At 43.9% G+C, this 17715-nt stretch carries 17 protein-coding genes and 1 riboswitch; all 17 genes read right to left on the reverse strand.

The window, feature by feature from the left end; translation table 11 throughout:
• Positions 1 to 3: 3 nt before the first annotated feature.
• Entirely contained in the window at positions 4 to 651 is a 648-nt protein-coding gene (locus IEV52_RS09630; protein WP_188402354.1) for a precorrin-8X methylmutase, read from the reverse strand.
• Positions 651 to 1427 (reverse strand): precorrin-6A reductase, encoded by a 777-nt coding sequence (gene cobK / locus IEV52_RS09635; protein ID WP_188402355.1) that lies wholly within the window; start codon positions 1425 to 1427, stop codon positions 651 to 653. The genes IEV52_RS09630 and cobK overlap by 1 nt, the downstream gene beginning before the upstream one ends.
• Positions 1424 to 2305 carry a sirohydrochlorin chelatase gene (locus tag IEV52_RS09640; protein WP_188402356.1) on the reverse strand — a complete coding sequence of 294 codons (882 nt, stop codon included), beginning with the start codon at positions 2303 to 2305 and terminating at the stop codon, positions 1424 to 1426. The genes cobK and IEV52_RS09640 overlap by 4 nt, the downstream gene beginning before the upstream one ends.
• An 11-nt stretch (positions 2306 to 2316) precedes the next feature.
• Positions 2317 to 3915 (reverse strand): precorrin-3B C(17)-methyltransferase, encoded by a 1599-nt coding sequence (gene cobJ / locus IEV52_RS09645; protein ID WP_188402357.1) that lies wholly within the window; start codon positions 3913 to 3915, stop codon positions 2317 to 2319.
• Positions 3916 to 4617 carry a HoxN/HupN/NixA family nickel/cobalt transporter gene (locus IEV52_RS09650; RefSeq protein ID WP_188402358.1) on the reverse strand — a complete coding sequence of 234 codons (702 nt, stop codon included), beginning with the start codon at positions 4615 to 4617 and terminating at the stop codon, positions 3916 to 3918.
• Positions 4617 to 5006, reverse strand: a complete 390-nt coding sequence (locus IEV52_RS09655) for a (2Fe-2S) ferredoxin domain-containing protein (RefSeq protein ID WP_188402359.1) — start codon at positions 5004 to 5006, stop codon at positions 4617 to 4619. The genes IEV52_RS09650 and IEV52_RS09655 overlap by 1 nt, the downstream gene beginning before the upstream one ends.
• A gap of 188 nt (positions 5007 to 5194) precedes the next feature.
• Positions 5195 to 5381: riboswitch (cobalamin riboswitch) on the reverse strand.
• A gap of 370 nt (positions 5382 to 5751) precedes the next feature.
• A complete protein-coding gene (locus IEV52_RS09660) occupies positions 5752 to 7125 on the reverse strand; it encodes an aspartate aminotransferase family protein (RefSeq protein WP_188402360.1) in 1374 nt (457 codons plus the stop codon).
• 16 nt (positions 7126 to 7141) lie between these two features.
• Positions 7142 to 8608: a CoA-acylating methylmalonate-semialdehyde dehydrogenase gene (locus tag IEV52_RS09665; RefSeq protein WP_188402361.1), complete on the reverse strand. Its 1467-nt coding sequence runs from the start codon at positions 8606 to 8608 to the stop codon at positions 7142 to 7144.
• Positions 8609 to 8708: 100 nt separating this feature from the next.
• Positions 8709 to 9923, reverse strand: coding sequence for a M20 family metallopeptidase (locus IEV52_RS09670; protein ID WP_188402362.1), 1215 nt, complete (start codon positions 9921 to 9923; stop codon positions 8709 to 8711).
• 3 nt (positions 9924 to 9926) lie between these two features.
• Complete coding sequence (locus IEV52_RS09675) at positions 9927 to 10907, reverse strand: P1 family peptidase (RefSeq protein WP_188402363.1); 981 nt, start codon at positions 10905 to 10907, stop codon at positions 9927 to 9929.
• On the reverse strand, positions 10907 to 11464 hold the full coding sequence (locus tag IEV52_RS09680; protein WP_188402364.1) for an ECF transporter S component: 558 nt from the start codon (positions 11462 to 11464) through the stop codon (positions 10907 to 10909). The genes IEV52_RS09675 and IEV52_RS09680 overlap by 1 nt, the downstream gene beginning before the upstream one ends.
• Positions 11465 to 11509: 45 nt before the next feature.
• Positions 11510 to 12355, reverse strand: a complete 846-nt coding sequence (locus tag IEV52_RS09685; protein ID WP_188402365.1) for an energy-coupling factor transporter transmembrane component T family protein — start codon at positions 12353 to 12355, stop codon at positions 11510 to 11512.
• 5 nt (positions 12356 to 12360) lie between these two features.
• Positions 12361 to 13233 (reverse strand): energy-coupling factor transporter ATPase, encoded by an 873-nt coding sequence (locus IEV52_RS09690; protein WP_188402366.1) that lies wholly within the window; start codon positions 13231 to 13233, stop codon positions 12361 to 12363.
• On the reverse strand, positions 13230 to 14096 hold the full coding sequence (locus IEV52_RS09695; protein WP_188403862.1) for an energy-coupling factor transporter ATPase: 867 nt from the start codon (positions 14094 to 14096) through the stop codon (positions 13230 to 13232). The genes IEV52_RS09690 and IEV52_RS09695 overlap by 4 nt, the downstream gene beginning before the upstream one ends.
• A gap of 27 nt (positions 14097 to 14123) precedes the next feature.
• Entirely contained in the window at positions 14124 to 15449 is a 1326-nt protein-coding gene (locus IEV52_RS09700; RefSeq protein ID WP_188402367.1) for an MFS transporter, read from the reverse strand.
• A 45-nt stretch (positions 15450 to 15494) separates the two neighbouring features.
• Positions 15495 to 16268: an SDR family oxidoreductase gene (locus tag IEV52_RS09705; protein WP_188402368.1), complete on the reverse strand. Its 774-nt coding sequence runs from the start codon at positions 16266 to 16268 to the stop codon at positions 15495 to 15497.
• Entirely contained in the window at positions 16265 to 17713 is a 1449-nt protein-coding gene (locus IEV52_RS09710) for an aldehyde dehydrogenase family protein (RefSeq protein ID WP_188402369.1), read from the reverse strand. Before IEV52_RS09710 ends, IEV52_RS09705 begins: the two co-directional genes overlap by 4 nt.
• Positions 17714 to 17715: the final 2 nt, after the last annotated feature.

Genomic DNA, 17715 nt, shown 5'->3' on the forward strand with positions numbered 1-17715 from the left:
GATCTAACCCTGGTCAGCTAGAAGGGAGATCGCGTTTAACGCAGCGACGGTAACCGTACTGCCGCCTTTGCGTCCAATATTTGTGATAAAAGGGATATCAAGCTTCGCGAGCTCCTCTTTTGATTCGGCAGCAGATACAAAACCGACCGGTAAACCGATCACAAGGCCTGGTTTTGCTTCCCCCTCTTTTACGAGACGGATCAGTTCAAGAAGTGCGGTTGGTGCGTTCCCGATGGCAAAGATGCCGCCGTCTGCTTCTTTGATCGCTTTACGCATCGAGATGATTGCGCGCGTGGTATTCAGCCTTTTCGCTTCTTTCATCACGTCGTCATCAGAGATATATACTTTCACTTCTCCTCCGAATTTTTCAATCCGGTGTTTGCTGACACCGACTTGGACCATCTGAACATCCGCTACCACTTTCTTTCCGTTATGGATCGCTTGGATACCCGCTTGAATAGCGTTCGGGTGAAAGAGCATGCTTTTCCCCAGCTCAAAATCGGCTGAGGCGTGGATGACTCGTCGTACGACCGGATACTGTTCGTCCGTAAAAGGATGGGGACCGATCTCTTCATCGATCATCTCAAAGCTGCGTCCTTCGATCTGTTCTGGCTGGACGGTGAGCGGTTTAAATTCTGTTTTAAAATCCATCATGTGTGTACTCCTCTCCATTCTCGTGAAATATGCCGTACAATTTCTTCAAAATCTGCATACTGGTTCTCATACTGGATCTTCGGCCGCCTGATCATCACGACAGAAATCCCTATCTCTAAAGCAGCTTCTACCTTTTCATCCACCGCTCCTTGTTTGCCGCTTTCCTTTGTTACCATCACGTCGACATGAAACTGTTGAAACAAAGCCTGATTGAACTCTTTAGAGAACGGCCCTTGGATCGCCACGATGTTTTTTTGAGGAAATCCGAGCTTCTCGCACTTTTCCATGTTGTCTTTTCTCGGCAGCATCCTTGCGATCAAGGTTATGTCAGAACGCCCCAGCAGTTTGTCAGTAAATATTTGAAGAGTCTTGCTTCCGGTAGTGAGCATCACGACACCACCTTTTAAAGCAGCCTGTTCTGCTGCCTCTTCATACGTATCTGTCCATATCAGATTTTCATCATAAAAGTCCTTTTTATCACGCTCGTAACGGATATAGGTGACACCTTGTTCTTTTGCGCCAAACATCGCGTTCTTGCTGGCTTCCTCAGCAAAAGGATGAGAGGCATCAACTACCATGGTGATCCGGTGCTCCTTAATAAAAGCTGTGATGCCGTCTTGATCTAGACGTCCCGTGTGTACATGGATTCCATATTTCTTGAGCTCTGAAGCGGCATTCTCCGTGACCACCGTAGCAAGGAGCGGATAGCCTGCTTTTTGAATCTTAAGTGCGAGTTCTCTTGCATCACTCGTACCGGCCAGAAAAAGAATCATACTTTCTGTTCCTCATTCTCATGGGAGTAGTGATGATGGTGATGATCGTGATCATGATGATGGTGGTGGTCGATATGCGCCATCGCATCTAAACGGTACTGACAAGTGTCACAGTTCATCTTCACTTCACCTTGGAGCACCTCTTCGATACGGTCGATCAGGATTCTTTGCAGTTCCGGATGAAACCCGAAGTATTTAGCGAGTAAAAAAGAATGCTCAGGGTACTGCTCCTTAAACTTTGCTAAAGAATCTTCTAACCGATTGATCAGGATGCCCGTGAAAAGAAAGTAAGGAAGGATGATAACCCTTTTCGCCCCGAGCTTGACCAGGCGCTCTATCCCTTCATCAAGGGATGGATGGGTGACGCCCATAAACGCTGGCTCAATGATTTGGTAGTTCAACTTTTCCCAAAGCAGCCTTGTGATCTTATAAAGATCGCTGTTGGCATCGGGATCACTTCCTCCGCGCCCGAGTAATAGAACGGCCGTATCATCCGTTGGTGACTCTGTATCTTCCCCTATCTCTTCCAGCCGATACTGAAGGATTTTTAAAGCTGAATCGTGGATGCCGATCGGCCTGCTGTACGTGATGTCTACATGCGGATACTGCTCTTTCGCTTCATCGATCGCTGCGGGAATATGAATCTTTGAGTGTCCAGCGGGCAGAAGCATGATCGGAACCACAGCTACGGAAGTCGCTCCTTTTAGTACACAGTTCTTGATTCCTTGATGAACGTCGGGTCTTTCAAACTCTAAAAAGCATGTTTCTACAAGCAGATCAGGATCTACTTGTGTCTTGATCTGGTCGATGAAACTCCGGACTTGGTCGTTCCCCTCACTGTCCCTGCTTCCATGGCCTACCATCAATATTGCTCTCATTGTTCTCCTCCTTAATCACCGCATGGCGCCGGCTCTAGCTCTATTGCCGGGGTCATGTCTCTATAAGTAAAACCGCCAACTTTTTGTACCCGCTTAAAGAACTTGAAGAAGCGTTCATTCGGATTGCCTTTTTCCTCATACTCCGAAATGATCGATGAAACGATTCCGGCAAGTTTCTCTGGTTCGATTCCTTCCATTACCGGTTGAGCAGAATGGGCTGTCCTGCTTAGAGGTTTCCCCCCTATGAACAGATCGAATTTTCCTTTACGAAAAACGATCCCGATATCTTCTTGAACAGCTCCATAGCAAGCCATTCCGCATCCGTTGAAGCCAAGCTTCAGCTCTTTTGGAAGCGGTATGCCTCCCAGCTCATCTTGCAGTTGTTGCACATATGGAATCGAATCATATTTTTCACCGTTACAGAAATCACAGGCTTTGATCTGAAGGACATCACCGGCCGGAAGCAGTAAAAAACCTTCTTCCTTCAGCTTCTCGGTAATTTCATCAGGATTATTCGTTTTAAGCTGAATTTTGATTTGATGATGGGGTGTATATTCCATCTCCCCATGTTCACCAACAACCTCAGCGAGCACCATCAGTTGTTTTGCTGTGAACTTCTTATTCACAAGCCCAGGCGAGACCCCAAACTCCAAGATAGAATCCACATAATGGACAGAGGGTTCCTGGAAGTCGATTAAAGAGCCCGAGGAAAGAGCGAGTGCCTCGTTTGCGAGTTCGAGAGCCGAGATCTTTGATTCTTTTTCCGATGTATCCACCTCGTCCTGCAGAGCCCATGGTTCGTTTTCCTTTCTCAGCCGCTCATGGGGCTTTAATCGCTGCACGTCAGTGTTCAACGTATATTTCCGCTGATATCCTCTCGGTGTGATGAGTTTATTGCTGTCATAGACGAACGTCTGTGAGTTACCCACGATTACCGTTGTCAGCATGCCGATGTCATGATCGAGCATCTCTTTCAGGTTGGTGATTACAACGTTTTCCCTGTCCCGATAAGCGCTTTTTACTAGTCCGACAGGGGTATGAGGAGCTCGGTGTTTAAGCAGAATCTTCTGTGCTTCTACGATCTGTCTTGTTCGCCGACCGCTTTTTGGGTTATAGAACGCAATGACAAAATCGGCTTCTGCGGCAGCATGAATTCTTTTCTCGATCAATTTCCAGGGCGTGAGATGGTCACTTAAGCTGATCGTACAGGCGTCATGCATGACAGGCGCCCCAAGCAGTGACGCACAAGAGTTGATTGCTGATATACCAGGTATGACTTCAACCTCGACACCCGATTCTTCCGTCCAGCCTCTTTCGACCAGCACCTCGTATACGAGACCGCTCATCCCATAAACACCAGCATCACCGCTTGAGATGACCGCTACTTTCTTTCCTTCTTCCGCCATCTTCACAGCAGCCTGAGCACGGCTTACTTCCTCAGACATTCCAGTGCTGATGATCTTTTGTGTCGTGATCAATCCTTGTATCAGTTCCACATACGTCTTGTATCCTACGATGCAGTCGCTTTCTTGGATCGCTTGTTTAGCGCGTTCGGTAATATGATCGTAACTTCCTGGGCCAAAACCGATAATCAAGAGTTTTCCTCGCATCTAGAATCCTCCTTTTAAGAGTTCTATCATCATATAAATGCCAAGACCCACACTGTATAATCCTGTTATGGATCCGAGTACGACGAAAAAACCCTTCTTCATGTTTGCCTTCATAAAGCCCCATGTGATCAGGAAAGTCACACAGATGGTAGAGAGCAGAAGCCCTACAACAAAAAGAACTAATTGTGCGGTTGCACCCGTTATGCTTCCGAATCCGGCCGCATGAGAAACTACCGCAATCTGCGTGGGACTCTCAACACCGATCCCGTGGATGATCCCGATAATAAATGCGCCGACCACACCGAGCTTCGTCAGTTTTTCATCACTATGGTTCTTAGAGCCCGTCATCCTTCTTATGTAATCCAAGAGAATTTCAAATCTGCCTTTATATTCGTAGTCCCCTCTGCGCTGAATGATGGAGAGCATAATGACAAGACCGAGTACAATCAGAGTGATACTGACCGCAAGCTCAAGATAGCTTTGGGCGCCGCTTGGCATCTTGGCTCCCACATAGATCGACAAGAGTCCGATACAAAAAACGATCGATCCATGTCCGAGCGCATACATGATACCTAGTGACAGCTGCCTTCTCCGTTTCTTTTCACTTCCTACCATGTCAGCGATGGCTGCAACATGGTCACCATCCAGTCCATGACGTATCCCGATGAAAATAGCGAGTAAAGAAAAGGTAATGACTTCCATTATTGAACGGCCTCCTTCTTTTCTCCCTTTTCGACTCCGGTGATCCATCCGTTCTCCTGACTGAGGCAAAAGCCGGTTTCCCCATATTCGTAGACGATGAGCTCTTTAACCTTTTCTCCAAGTAAGAGATGCTGATGCACGATTGTTCGGGCTGCCTCTTCATCCGGCACTTTATACCACGTTCCTTCAGGATAGATGATCGCAATGCAAGCATCTTTACATCTGCCGTTACAGCGTGTCCTTGTCGTGTGGACGAGAGTGTCCATCTCTTGCTTCTTGATCTCATCTCTTATCGCTTGCGTGACTTCTTCTCCTCCCTTTCTCATACAACTCGATCCGTTACAGATCAGAACATGACTCATGGTTCCGTTTAAGTTCCAGGTTGTCATCACACACTTCCTTTCTTTTTTTCCACACAAAAAGGGCGCCCCATATGTCAGCCCCCTAAAAAAGATACCAATAATCAAGGAGGTTCATAGACATATAGTTCGCCCTATATCTATTCATAGCAAAAAAGAACAATCAACGATTGTATTTTCAGTCGCTAAGTCTAACACATCATCCTCCCTCCGAGAATCGTATTACGCATTTAAAAGCAGGTCTCCTGGCTTACACTTCACTTGATCCCTGTCTCCTTCCCAGCCTATAGCCAGTGGTTCATAACAAGGTCATACGTGCTTACAGTAGCGGGGGCTGCACCGGATTTTAACCGGTTTCCCTATTATCTCAAGTTAAACTTGAGCACTTTTAAATATCTATTCAGTTTTTAAGTACGTATTAAAACTACTATACTTTCAATTTATTCACAATAGTTTTTTATTTTGTCTTTAAAAGTAATGCAACGAAAAAAGAACAGCCTTATTAAGGGTTAGGACTTTTCCAGTATGTATACATAGATCCTGGAAAAGTACCTGCAAATACATTTGATTAAAGAGACACGAAAATCATAATCATTAGAAAGATTGTTTTAACTCTCATGAATGAACCCCCTATAAATTTGTCAATATAGTCTGTATTAAATTATTTAATTCATCTGTTAATAATGTAAATATAAAAAACCCCACATTTTTGTGAGGTAAATTAAGCATGTACTTTAAATAATAATAGGCTATTATCAATTCATTTATATCAAATTCATTTAGATTCAAATAAATACAATTCATTCAGGACATTTGTGAGGACCTGAATGATAAATGACAAATCATTGTCCTCTAGACTTAATGGTGGTGCTAATGTTAACACATTGTTATAACCCTCTACTGTCACACCGTTTTTCCCGATAATCAAACCATTCTTTTTACAGGTTCCGATAACCTCATTTACCATGCCAGTTGCAAGTGGCTCTTTCGTTGCTTTATTTTTAACGAGCTCAATTCCGACGAGAAGTCCTTTACCACGAACATCACCGACATATGGATTGTTTTGCAAATGAGCCAGTAATTCATTTAATAATTGATCACCTAATTCTTTAGACCGAACGAATAACTTTTCATTTTCCATGATTTCGAGATTTTTCAACGCAAGTGCACAAGCTGCTGGATTACCACCAAATGTGTTGATATGCCTGAAGAAATCATATTCATCATTTCCTTTAAAAGCTTCGTATACCTCTTTCTTTACCGCTGTTGCCGAAAGGGGTAAGTAAGCTGAAGTTATACCTTTAGCCATCGTAATAATGTCCGGTTGCACCTCATAATTCATAAAGCCAAATGGCTTTCCGGTTCGACCGAATCCGCAAATGACTTCATCCACAATCAACAAGGCGCCATGTTTTTCACAAATTTCTTTGACGGCCTTCATGTATCCATCAGGAGGCATCAACACACCCCCTCCAGTAATGATCGGTTCCATAATCATTGCTGCCACCGTCTCACTAAGTTCCCATGTCATCGTCCGATCGACTTCTTTTACACATGCCATATCTTGTGCATTCTCAAGATCAGAATCTAACATCCTATATGTGTCTGGAGGTGAAACATGAAGAAATCCAGGAGCAAGTGGTTCATATTTGTATTTTCTTTGGGCCTGGCCGGTTGCGGCAAGCGCTCCCATTGAATTCCCGTGGTAGGAACGGTAACGTGAAACGATCTTGTATCGGTTATGCTGGCCGCGTTGCTGGTGATATTGTCTCGCTATTTTAAAAGCAGCTTCATTCGCTTCGGAACCACTGTTAGAAAAGAATATAACATAATCTCCACCGAGCATTTCATTTAGCTTTTCAGCGAGTTTCACTGCAGGCAAGTGACTATGTGTTAAGGGGTAATACGCCATTTCCTTTAATTGGTCGTAAGCTGCCTCTGCTAATTCCGTTCGTCCATAACCAGTATTTACACACCACAAACCAGCCATTGCATCTAAGTATTTGTTACCGTTAATATCTGTTACCCAAGCACCCTTCGCACTGGTAACCACCATTGTCAAATTCGGATTATAAGGTTTCATAGAATGCCAAACAAACTGTTCATCCTGCTTAAGTACGTCTTTGGATTGATCAACTTGATGAACCATTACACGCCACCCCTTTTTAGTAATCGTAACGAGATGTGATCATTTTTTTACGCGTATAAAAATTGATTCCATCTTTCCCGTTCACGTGTAGATCGCCATAGAATGAATCTTTCCAGCCCGAGAATGGGAAGAACGCCATTGTCGCCGGTACACCTACATTGATCCCGAGCATCCCTGCATCGGCTTCTTCACGGAATTGGCGAACAGCTTGTGCACTTTTCGTATAGAGTGTTGCACCATTTCCATATCGTGACTTTCTGATATATTCCAGACCTTCAGATAAATCTTCAGCCCGTAAAATACTGAGGACAGGTGCGAAGATTTCGTCTCTTGCTATCGTCATATTAGGTGTAACATAGTCAAATATCGTAGCTCCCAGGAAGTTCCCATCGGTTAACTCAGACATTTCACTGCGGCCATCACGAATTAAGTCAGCACCTTCTTCAATGCCTTTCTCAATATATCCCAGTACCTTTTGTCGATGGGAATCTCTAATGATTGGTGTCAATAGCACTTCATCATCGAGTCCGTTACCTATTGTTAACTCGTCTGCTTTCTTTCGAAGTTTTTCCACAAATTGATCATTTTCCCCGACGACAACTACAGCACTGCATGCCATACAGCGTTGTCCTGCACTTCCAAAAGTAGAACTGATGACATTTTGAACGGCTTTTTCTATATCTGCATCCGGCATGACGATATGGTGATTTTTCGCTCCTGAAAGGGCTTGAACTCTTTTGCCGTTTAACGCTGCATTTTCATACACATATTTTGCAACAGGCTGTGAACCTACAAATGAAATAGCTTTGATATCTTCATGCTCCAGGAGGCCATTTACGACATCATGAGCACCATGCACAATATTGAAAACGCCATTAGGCAGACCTGCTTCCGTCAATAATTCCGCTAAACGGTTCGCTAAAATAGGTGTTCGTTCAGAAGGCTTCAGGATAAACGTGTTTCCACACACAATCGCGAGTGGGAACATCCATAATGGCACCATCATCGGAAAGTTAAAAGGTGTGATGCCACCAACGACACCAAGCGGATAGCGGAACATTTCCGAATCAATATCTTCTGCAATGTTAGAAAGCGTTTCGCCCATCAAATGCGTTGGAGCACCAGAAGCAAATTCCACACATTCAATTCCTCGTTGGATTTCACCATATGCTTCATTGAAGGCTTTACCATTTTCCTGAACGACTAATTTGGCAAGTTCTTCATGATGTTCAGTCAAGAGATAGTGGAATTTGAACATGATACGCGCACGCTTAGGAACAGGCACATGTTTCCACTTCTGGAATGCCGTATCAGCTGCCTTAACCGCTTTGTCGAGGTCTTCTTTCGTTGAGATCGGAACACGTGCCAGGATTTCACCTGTAGCTGGATTTGGCACTTCTAGACTCTCGGAACTATTTGATTCAACCCATTGTCCATTGATATAATTTTTCAAAAGTTTCGTATCACTCTTCGTTACTGTCATCTTAATTGTGCCTCCTTAAAGAATGTTTACTGGATGTCTATCATGTCCCTCAAAGGAAAACCCACCAAAAATGAAGAGCTGGTGAGTTTCTATTAAGCTTCTATTTCAAAAAATTCAGGGCGGAAAGTGTGTAGATTTTTACGGTTTCAACGAGTTCATCGATATCCACATATTCATCAGCATGATGAGGGATATGGCGATCGCCTGCTCCTGTTGTAAGGATCGGCACACCAGCAAGATGGAGGAACGTCCCATCTGTCGCCCCCGGGACTCCATTATAGACAGGGGCTTTTCCCGTAACTTGCGTATAAGCCTGCGCCACAGCTTGGACCACGTCATGATCTTTAGGCGTCTCAGTCCAAGGCCTGTCTTCAATGAGATCAAGTGTCGCTTTAAAATCTGGATCAACCTTGCTTAAGCCTTCGATAATGTCTTCTATTTCCTTCTTCAATTGATTATGATCCTGACCGGGAACCGTGCGGATATCAAGTGCTGTCATACATTGTCCGGGAACGACATTAATTTGAGGTTCACCTTTAACAGGAGCTTGTACAATAGTTGGTGTAATACTCGGCCACCCAAGATAAGGATGTTCACCAAGCCGTTCTTTTTCCCTTTGTTCGAGTTGATCCAATTCCACAATCAATCTGGCCATTCGTGTAGTGGGATTAATCCCTGTAAGCGGCATTGCACCGTGGGCCATTTTTCCGTACGTTTTTAAAACGATGCGCATCGCCCCTTTTTGTGTAATACATAGCTGATTTTCCTCAGGTTCACAGATGATGGCTCCCTCTACACGATCTGCCCAGCCTCTGCTTATAAAATCTTTAATTCCTATCATCATCCCCTCTTCGTCACATGGGATGCAGAGGATAATTTTCCCTGTAAAAGGGACGCCTGATTTTTTCAGTGAATGAACGGCAGTAATAGCAGCAGCCAGGTTTCCTTTTGTATCACAGGAACCTCTTCCATAAATCCTCCCGTTACTGATTTCTGCACCAAAAGGATCATACGTCCATGAATCAAGGTCTCCTTCTGTCACTACATCTGTATGGCCTTCAAATAAAAGCGTTTTTCCCGGAACACCAGAGTCATAAATGGCAATAACATTTGGCCTCCCTGGCACTACTTCTTCATAATAAACCTCTAAACCTATTGTTTTGAGATAATCGACTATGAAACGAGCTACCTTCTCTTCGTTTCCCCCCTCGACATTTGGACGATAGACACTTTGAATACGAATAAGTTTCCTTGTCAGTTCCACCACTTCTTTTTTATCCACATAATGAAGAACAGATTCTATCATTGTATTCATTGCTCAAGTCCTTTCTGTTTTAAGATTGACTTCTTTACTTGATGGAAAGCCCTCAATCCCTTCAGCATTCTTAACTGCCAAGATGACAGCTTCAGCCAAAACGTCTGCGGCAATCGTCCCAACCAGGTCAACTGAAACATCTACATCTCCTGTTGCCAATGAAAAGATGGTGTCCCCGTCAAACATCGTATGAACGGGATAAATGGTTCTCGCTAAGCCATTTTGTGCCATGGAAGCTATCTTGGAGGCTTGCGCTTTAGTTAACTTTGCATTGCAAGCGACAACGCCTATTGTTGTATTTGTTCCTGCCATTAGAGGAATGGCAGGCTGTTCAAGCATCCAATCTAAACTGCTCCTGATTATGCCTTGATCATCTCTAGCACCGGCAATGATTTCTCCTGTTTCATGATTTCGAATCTCCCCCATCGCATTAACAGCAACGAGGGCACCGACTATTAAACCATTCGGGAAAACTTTAGACGCTGAACCGAGTCCTCCTTTCATGGCTCGATGGTGGCCAGCAACTTTTCCAACTGTCGCTCCGCATCCTGCTCCTGAATTACCGAAAGGAAAACGTCCGCGTTTCGCTTTTAATGCCGCCTGAAAGCCCATTTTTTGATCCGGCCGGGCAGAAGGATCTCCTACGGGTAGATCAAACAGGACAGCCGACGGAACAATCGGAACTACTCCAATACCAACATTAAGTCCAATTCCTTGTTTTTCCAAAAACTGCATGACGCCGCTTGCTGCATCAAGGCCATATGCACTTCCTCCTGCGAGACAAATACCGTGTACCTGATCTACGAGATTCATAGGATTCAGCAAATCTGTTTCTCTTGTTCCGGGAGCAGAACCTCTGACATCCACACCGCAAACAGCACCCTTTTCTATCAATAAAACTGTACAGCCTGTATAACCTGTTGTGTCTTCTTCATTCCCCACTTTAATGCCTGGAACGTCTGTAATATTATTAAACCGTTCCACTACATTTCTCCTGAGATCTTTGATTTCCTGTTCCCTCGGTGGTCCAGCTTTTTCCACGCGACAACCACTGCGAGCGTAATAATTACAGAAACGATCGCTTCCGGTATTCCGTTCGTTAAAGCAATTGTAACGGCAACGCCCGGGGCAATATATCCTCTAATTACCGCCATTGTCAAAACGAGCAGTGTATTGGTGAAAGCTCCGACGAATCCCGCCATGCCAATAGCGGCATACTCATTAACTCTCCTTAGAGAAACGTAAGATAAATAGGCGGTGACTCCGATAAACAGCCGGGGAAGAATGGCCACTAACGGGTCTTTAAACAGGGGTATTGTCGCATCAAGAAATGAAGACACACCGAAGATCAGGCCGATCACCAGTCCAACAAACGGCCCTTGCATGACTCCTCCAATGATAGCCGGGATATGCATGATAGTAGCGTTCCCTGCTGCAGTTGGAACTGGGATAAAACCTAACCTGGTGACACCTAGTAAAATAGCAACTGCTCCTAAGACTCCTGCAATAACAATCTTTCTAGTAGTCAATCCTCTTTCCATTCTGTTACCCTCCTTAAATTTATATTGAACGATCAGATTCATAATCTAATAGGGAAAAGGAAATGCCAGTAAGAGAACAGCAAACAAAATACAGAAAAGAAGCGCTGCATAATCCGTGCTCTTCGCTTTATACTTTGCATAAATGGACCGTTCACTTCCTGGAGTGTAGCATCTGGCTTCCATGGCAAGCACTAAATCTTCTGCCCGTGCCATGGCAACATTGAATAAAGGAATGATAATAGGAAATACATCTTTTGTTCGTTGGATGATTCTCCACCAGGCTCCTGTGCCAAATTCTGCCCCTCTTGAAGCCTGAGCCTTCATCATTTTTTCCATTTCCATCGCAAACGTAGGAACAAACCGGATCGCAATCGTAATGATCAGCGCAAACTCATGAACCGGAAACTTTACGTGTTTTAATGGGTCCAGCAAACTCTCAATCCCATGTGTAATTTGTGTGGTTGAAGTGCTTAACGTTAACACACTGCTTAAAAAAATGATTTCAATAAATCGAAGAGCAGAAACAATTACCAAGCGGATGCTGTCACTCGTAATCAGGATAAAACCATAGTCGACAAAAACAGTCCCCCCTGAAGCGATTTCACTATAGAACAAGAGCTGCAAGACGGCTAATACCAAAATAAAAGGGATGGCTGGCTTCACTCCTGATAAACCATAGCTGATCGGAATGCGTGAGATGTAAAACAAATAACAGGCAAACGCAAGTGCGATAAAGTTTCCAACATAGGTGTGACATATAGCCATTGCAATAACCAGAATGGTGAAGGCTAAAAGCTTTATACGAGGATCAAGACGATGAATGAGTGAACCTGTCGGCAAATACTGGCCGATTGTAATATTGCGGGTTAATTCGAATTCAAAACTAGCCATCTCCCTCACCTCCTATAGGATTGAAGAACAGAAACGATTTCTTTTGTGGCAGCTTCTATTTCATACGATTTAAGATTGACATCATACCCTTGTTCTTTTAATTTCGTGAGGATCTCCACCGTTTGCGGGGCTCCAATATGATGCTTTGCAAGGGTCTCATTATTACCAAAAATATCTCTTGGTGTTCCTTCAATCAGATTTCTGCCATCTGCTAATACATAGATTCTTTCGGCTAAATATGCCACTTCCTCCATGTTGTGAGAGACAAAGATGACAGTCATGTTTTCCTTTTTGTTCAACTGAACAATATTGTCCAGAAGCTCCTGTCTGGAACGGGGATCGAGGCCTGCTGTCGGCTCGTCCAATACCAAAATCTTAGGCTTCAGAGCCAACACACCTGCCAAGGCAACTTTTCTTTTTTGTCCGCCGCTTAAGGCATAGGTCACCCGGTCTTTCAGTTCATTAAAGGAAAGACCCACTAATTCCATTGCCCATTCTACACGGTCCCTTACTTCTTTTAATGGGAGCCCCATCTTTAATGGCCCATAAGCAATATCATCACCGATCAATTTTTCGAAAATCTGATCTTCAGGGTTCTGAAACACAAGACCTACCTTTCTTCGCAATCCTTTAATATCCAGCTTTGGATCAGATAAATGGTGGCCATCTACTATGACTTCTCCGCGCTGAGGCCTCATCAGCCCGTTAAAATGCTGGATTAACGTTGATTTTCCTGATCCTGTATGTCCAATGATAGCTATGCATTCCCCATCGTACACTCGTAAACTGACGCCAGTGAGCGCCTGGTGTTCAAGAGGAGTCTTTTCCATGTAGATATGCTGCAAATTTTTCACTTCTAAGATGGGATTATCACTCATCCAACATACACCCCTCTCTTGGCTGATAAACGCATAACCTCTTGAACGATCTCGTCATTATGAATCAGATCGGCCTGAAATTCATGGTCATATTCATGAACCAATCTGGCTAATTGATTGGCTACTGGAACATCGAGTTGCAATCTGTGCAGCAGTTCATAGTGCTGAAAAATTTCTCTTGGTGTGCCAACCATTACGACTTGGCCTTTTTCGATAACGATGACCTTGCTCGCTTCAGCTACTTCTGACATATGGTGGGTTACTGAAACGATCGTCATTCCCTCGTTATTAAGCTTGCGGATAACGTCAAGAATATCTCTTCTCCCATAGGTGTCCAGCATGCTGGTTGCCTCATCCAGCACTAAACAATCAGGCTTCATCGCAAGGATTCCGGCAATAGCGACACGCTGCTTTTGTCCTCCTGAGAGATGATGAGGCGGCCGCTTCCGGAAATCACTCATTCCCACCGCTTCCAATGCAAAATCAATTCTTTCTTTCATTTCTGAAGCAGGTACTTCAATATTTTCCAAACCAAAAGCCACATCATCTTCAACAATGGTCGCGATAATCTGGTTATCGGGATGCTGAAATACCATCCCGACCTTCTTCCGGATTTCGCGCTGCAGCTTTTGTTCTTTCGTATTGTGATCACTGACAAAAATATCTCCGCTACTAGGCTTTAAGATACCGTTCAGGTGTTTTGAAAGTGTAGATTTCCCAGAGCCGTTATGTCCTATGATCGCGACATATTCACCTGGAAATATATCAAATGAAACCTCATTTAGTACTTGTATGGAACGATTATTGTTTAGGCTATATTCAAAAGAAACATTGTTTACCTGAATAAGAGGCTTTGTCATCAGAATCCCCCCTGCAGCTCCGCCGGTAACTTATGACGATTTTGTTTTCACCAACGGTGCATCTGTTTTCACAACCGAAATTTGTTTTTTGATACTCAACACTAGCAAACTTGTAATGATCAAACTAAAGCTAAGAAAATATAACCCTGCCTCCATGTTCCCAGTAAGTTCGTTTAAATAACCAATCATATAAGGGCCCACAAATCCTCCTAGATTACCAATTGAATTAATTAACGCTATTCCAACAGCTGCAGAAACTTCTGTCAAAAAGAAAGCAGGAAGTGACCAGAAAGGGCCAAAAAAGCTGTAAATTCCAATGGTCGCAATAGACATCATGATGACAGAGAGATATGGATTCGTAGTCATTCCAGCACCGATTAAACCTAACGCACCTAATAAAGGGGGCAATGCCGTGTGCATTCTTCGTTCCCCTGACCGGTCTGACCGGCGAGCCCACAAAATCATACAAATACCGGCTGCAATGTAAGGAATCATCGTAATGAGCCCAACCTGCGTGTTCGTGAGAATCGACGAAAATGATTTTATGATGGTAGGCATCCAAAATCCAATACCATACAAACCAATAACTAGCGTTAAGTAGATGAAAGAAAGTCTCCAAACCTGAGGATTAGTCAGCACATCACGAGCAGAATGGTGTTTGCTTCCTACTTTTTGCTCGTTTTCATGGCGAATTTCTTGAATCAGCCACTCTTTTTCTTCTTTTGTCAGCCATTTTGCCTCTTGTGGACGATCGGTTAAGTAATAATACGTAATAATCCCTATGATAATTGCGGGTATTCCTTCCAAAATAAACATCCAGCGCCATCCAGGCATCCCCGCCCAGCTAATCGTATCCATGATCCAAGTAGATAATGGGGCTCCAATAATATTGGAGGCGGCAAGTGCCGTCATGAATAAGGCAAACGCTCTAGCCTGCTCTTTCGCACGGAACCAGTAGGTAATATATAAAATGACGCCTGGAAAAAAGCCGGCTTCTGCTACGCCAAGCAGAAAACGTAAAATATAAAGATGTGTAGCGCTTTGAGCCCAAGCGGTTAAAATTACGACGATACCCCAACTGACCATGATGCGAGCAATCCACTTTCTCGCTCCAATTTTGTGGAGCAGAATATTACTTGGAATCTCAAACAGGAAGTAGCCGAAGAAAAAAATTCCAGAAATTAATCCAAAAGTAGAGCTCGCAAGTGCTAAGTCTTTATTCATATCCAATGCGGCATAACCCAGATTTACCCGATCAAGAAAAGCAACAATATACAACAAGAAAATAAAAGGTATGATTCTCCAAAAGACTTTTTTCGTTGTGCGCTCTCCAATCGTGGCAATTGGCTGACTCATAACATTCTCCCCTTTTCATTAAAATAACAGTATGATTGAAACGGTCTAGATTCCTCTCCCTCCGTCAACATTCATAATTTCACCAGTAACAGCTTTGGAGAGATCTGACGCCAGATATAAAGCCGCTTGGGCAATATCTTCAGGCTTGATCAGCGTTCCTAATGGAACACTGTCAATAAAGATCTTCTTTTTGTCCTCTTCTACTTGCTGAGCATCGCCAGGCAAAAATTTCCCTAGCATTGGTGTTTCAGCAGGCCCTGGATTAATGGCATTAACCCGTATTTTAAAAGGGGCTAATTCAAGCGCCAATGCTTTGGTTAACATAATTGCAGCTCCTTTGGATGCACAGTAGGCATTTAGTCCAGGCCGAGCCCGGATTCCTGCGATCGATGCGATATTTACAATCGATCCCTTTTCCCTTTTTTTCATATAAGGGACAAGATAACGGGTGGTTAGAAAAATGGACTTCGTATTAACGGACATAATCTTATCCCATTCACCGATGCTCATTTCTTCAATCGGGGTAAAGAATTGCGGCACACCTGCACAATTAATCAGGACATCTATATCATCAAAATGATTAAATGTTTCATTTACAAGATTCTGGACACTTTCATCATCTCCCACATCCGTTTGGATGACCAAAACTTGCCCAGAATGATCTATTTCTTGTGCCGTTTGGTCTGCAGCCTCTTTATTTAAATCCGCTAACACCACGTTTGCTCCTTGTGCGGCAAATAATTTGGCTGCAGCTTTTCCCATACCTGATCCCGCTCCTGTAATAATGGCTGTCTTTCTTTCCAGTAATCCGGCATTCACAGGTTCATCACCACCATTCGTTCATCTGTCATTTCTTGGATCGCATAATGGGGACCTTCTTTTCCAATCCCGCTATTTTTCACGCCACCATAAGGCATAACGTCATTACGGTAAGTGGATGCGTCATTAATAATGACTCCTCCGTATTGCAGAACCTTTGCTGCTCTCATCGCAAGCTGCAGGTCACGTGTGAAAATCCCAGCTTGTAAACCATAATCTGATTGATTGGCGGAGTGAAAAGCCTCTTCAATATCTTGATATGGGATGATGCAAACGATAGGAGCAAAGACTTCTTTACAAACCACCTTCATCGAAGGATTCGTGTCCACTAATACTGTCGGGAATAGGATAGCTCCTTCCCTCCTTATGGGAAGCAATGCTCTAGCTCCTTGTTCGACCGCTTCATTCACCCATTCCTCGGAACGAATCGCCTCTTTCTCACTTATCATAGGACCTACATCTGTTTCCGGTTTTTCCGGATCACCGACTTTCAGCTGTTGGACATACCCTAAATAGTTTTCTGTAAACTCATTCAATACAGATTGATGAACAAACAGGCGTTGAACCGCTATACAGGCTTGTCCTGCATTATGAAAGCTCCGGCTTGCAGTCAGTTTAGCAGCAAGATCCAGATCAGCGTCTTCATGAACAATATTCGGGGAGTTGTTTCCAAGTTCAAGGGCTACCGGCCGTAAACCGCTTCGTTCTTTAATGTGCTTACCTACTTCACCTGAGCCAGTAAACGTATACATCGCAATTCGTTCATCTGCTAATAACCATTCACCCACCTCACTTCCTGATCCGGTAATAATGTTCACATATCCTTTTGGCAGACCTGCTTCTTCCAAAAGTTCTACTAACTGAAAGGTAGCCAGCGGGGTTGCGGTAGCAGGCTTAATCACGATGGTGTTGCCCGCAGCGAGAGCAGGTGCAATTTTATGGACGCCTAATAACAAAGGGTAATTGAATGGGGTAATCACACCAATAACCCCTTTAGGAACGCGAATGGTAAACCCTAACCGGTTATCTGCCCCTTCTGTCGCCTGCAGTGGAATCATTTCTCCAGCAATCCGTTTCGCCTCTTCTGCTGACAAGCGGATCGTGTTAATCGTTCGATCCAGCTCCCCTGCTGCATCTTTACGGGTTTTTCCAACTTCTCTGACTAAAGAAAGCTCAAATTCCTCGCGTCGTTGTTCCATTAAATTTGCTGCTTTTAATAGAATAGTAGAACGTTGAAAAGCCGTTAACTGGTCCGATTGAAAGGTTCTTTCAGCTGCAGACACGGCTTCGTGCACATGATGTTTATCCGCTTTTGAGATGGATGCGATTAATTCTCCTGTGTACTTATGGTAAACAGGAATATGATGGTCGGTATAAATGGGTTTCCCGTTAATGTATAAAGGGTATTTTTTTTCATGTAAGAGAGAAGTTTTTGTCTCAGTCATCC

Origin of the sequence: Fictibacillus barbaricus (genome assembly GCF_014635025.1) — a bacterium.
Taxonomy (GTDB): domain Bacteria; phylum Bacillota; class Bacilli; order Bacillales; family Fictibacillaceae; genus Fictibacillus; species Fictibacillus barbaricus.

Bases quoted from the DNA above. Each gene is read 5' to 3' on its own strand.
- IEV52_RS09630 (WP_188402354.1), bottom strand. From the start codon at position 651: ATGGATTTTAAAACAGAATTTAAACCGCTCACCGTCCAGCCAGAACAG.
- cobK (WP_188402355.1), bottom strand. From the start codon at position 1,427: ATGATTCTTTTTCTGGCCGGTACGAGTGATGCAAGAGAACTCGCACTT.
- IEV52_RS09640 (WP_188402356.1), bottom strand. From the start codon at position 2,305: ATGAGAGCAATATTGATGGTAGGCCATGGAAGCAGGGACAGTGAGGGG.
- cobJ (WP_188402357.1), bottom strand. From the start codon at position 3,915: ATGCGAGGAAAACTCTTGATTATCGGTTTTGGCCCAGGAAGTTACGAT.
- IEV52_RS09650 (WP_188402358.1), bottom strand. From the start codon at position 4,617: ATGGAAGTCATTACCTTTTCTTTACTCGCTATTTTCATCGGGATACGT.
- IEV52_RS09655 (WP_188402359.1), bottom strand. From the start codon at position 5,006: ATGACAACCTGGAACTTAAACGGAACCATGAGTCATGTTCTGATCTGT.
- IEV52_RS09660 (WP_188402360.1), bottom strand. From the start codon at position 7,125: ATGGTTCATCAAGTTGATCAATCCAAAGACGTACTTAAGCAGGATGAA.
- IEV52_RS09665 (WP_188402361.1), bottom strand. From the start codon at position 8,608: ATGACAGTAACGAAGAGTGATACGAAACTTTTGAAAAATTATATCAAT.
- IEV52_RS09670 (WP_188402362.1), bottom strand. From the start codon at position 9,923: ATGAATACAATGATAGAATCTGTTCTTCATTATGTGGATAAAAAAGAA.
- IEV52_RS09680 (WP_188402364.1), bottom strand. From the start codon at position 11,464: ATGGAAAGAGGATTGACTACTAGAAAGATTGTTATTGCAGGAGTCTTA.
- IEV52_RS09685 (WP_188402365.1), bottom strand. From the start codon at position 12,355: ATGGCTAGTTTTGAATTCGAATTAACCCGCAATATTACAATCGGCCAG.
- IEV52_RS09690 (WP_188402366.1), bottom strand. From the start codon at position 13,233: ATGAGTGATAATCCCATCTTAGAAGTGAAAAATTTGCAGCATATCTAC.
- IEV52_RS09700 (WP_188402367.1), bottom strand. From the start codon at position 15,449: ATGAGTCAGCCAATTGCCACGATTGGAGAGCGCACAACGAAAAAAGTC.
- IEV52_RS09710 (WP_188402369.1), bottom strand. From the start codon at position 17,713: ATGACTGAGACAAAAACTTCTCTCTTACATGAAAAAAAATACCCTTTA.